1 protein-coding gene is annotated in these 1927 nt (G+C 60.9%); it reads left to right on the forward strand.

Going from position 1 to position 1927, the window contains the following annotated elements; translation table 11 throughout:
* The first annotated feature begins 150 nt into the window (after window positions 1–150).
* Entirely contained in the window at window positions 151–1707 is a 1557-nt protein-coding gene (locus WCA53_RS21100) for a sensor histidine kinase (protein WP_423915216.1), read from the forward strand.
* Window positions 1708–1927: the final 220 nt, after the last annotated feature.

Here is a 1927-nt window from a genome sequence, read left to right on the forward strand (position 1 = left end):
GGGGTTGGGGCGGTTCTGATAGCGTTTTCCGGTAAATTGGCTTTTCGACTACGAGAGTTAGAATTGGGGCGGTGCAGCTGTCGCGCTTCAAGATCTCGTAAGAACTAAAAACCAAACGCTGGGCCCACGACGTTTGTCGAGGAGAGTTTGATGGACGCGTTGCCACCCGAAGAGACGATCAAAAGCGCCGTCGAGCGCTCAGTGACCCGCTTGCGCATGCAGCATGAAATTGCCGTTCAGTTTGCGACCTCCGTATTGCGCCTTCATAGCGCCGATGTGCTGCTGGAGGAAGCGTGCAAGGCGGTGGCGAAGGGATTGCGTTCGCGCTTTGCCAAGGTACTTCGCTACTTGCCCGAAAACGGTTCGTTTGTGCTGGAAGCCGGCGTGGGCTGGGATCCGACGGACATTGGCACGCTGGAACTCGGTGCCGACGACGCGAGCCCCGCCGGTCACGCGTTCGCGAGCGGGCGGCCGGTGTTGTCGAATCATCTGGGAACGGAACATCGCTTCCGCACGCCCGAGTTGCTCGGCCGGCACGGCATTAAGCGGGCGATCAATGTGCCTATTCGCGGCATTCCGGAAACGTTCGGCGTGCTTGAGGCAGACAGTCCCGACGACGAAGACTTCAGCGAAACCGATATCGTGTTCCTGGAAGCCATCGCGAATGTGATATCCATGAGCCGCGAGCGCCTGGCTGCCGAATCGCAAGGTGGCGCGGACGAATTGTTTTCGACTAGCGTGTTGAACGCGAGCACTGACTGCATTCAGGTGCTGTCGCTCGATGGCAGTATCGAGTTCATGAACGATAACGGGCTGGTAGCGCTGGGCATCGACGACTTTATCGATATTGGCGGCCGGCGCTGTGACGACCTGTGGCCGCAAGATCAGCGTGAGAAGGTCGTGCACGCGCTTGCACAATCGGCCCACGGCGAGCCGGTCCGCTTCGAAGGACCGTGCCCGACCGTTGGCGGCGAGGCCCGATGGTGGGATGTTTCGGTTGCGCCCATTCGCGACGCCGGCGGCCTGATCAGGCGCGTGGTCCTCACCATGCGGGACGTCACCGAGCGTCACCAGAACGAAGAGAAACTTGCGGCGCTCGTATCGAGCCAGGAACTTCAACTCGGCGATTCCGCGCTGATGATGAAGGAGGTTCATCACCGCGTGCGCAACAGTCTTCAGTTGGTGCAGACGCTGCTCGCGTTGCAGGCAAACCTGGCAGGCGACAAATCCGTGGCGATCCAGTTGCAGGCTGCAGCCACGCGCGTAAGGACCGTGGGCTCCGTGCATCACCGGCTGTACCAGGACGATGGCGCCGAAGCCACCGACGCCACGCGGTATCTGCAGGGCCTGACTGCCGACCTCGCTGAATTGTCGGCGGATCGCGAAGTGACGCTGGAAGGGGCGTCGATCGTGCTGCCTGCTGCACGGCTCGCGCCGCTCGGTCTGGTCACGGCGGAACTCGTGACGAACGCGCTCAAGTATGGCCGGGGTAAGGTGCGAGTCAAGCTGGAGCGCACGGAGGACCACGCTGTGTTGCTATCGGTAGAGGACGAGGGGGATGGCTTTCCCGTTGATTTTCCGAAGCCGCAAGGCACCGGACTCGGCATGCGGCTGGTCACGACGTACGCCGGCAAGGGGCATGGCGCGGTAACGGTCGACAGGACAGTGCCGTTTAGCCGGATCGTGGTCAGGTTTCCGGCTGGTTAAGCCGGGGCGTTTGCGGAGGCGGGGGGCTGTCCGCGGCGAGTGTGGGGCGAGCATTGAGTCCTCCTGCTAGCGTAGTCGTTCTGCATAAGTAGTATTTTCTTGCTTATTACTGTTAGCCCCTATCCGGGGCGGGACTTCATTTCTGATATGACTTTCCGTGTCAACCGCTGGTTTGGCGGTTTTCATCTCTTCTGTTCCTACAATTTCCTGAGGGCGGCGT

This window comes from Caballeronia sp. (assembly GCF_049581465.1).
GTDB lineage: Bacteria > Pseudomonadota > Gammaproteobacteria > Burkholderiales > Burkholderiaceae > Caballeronia.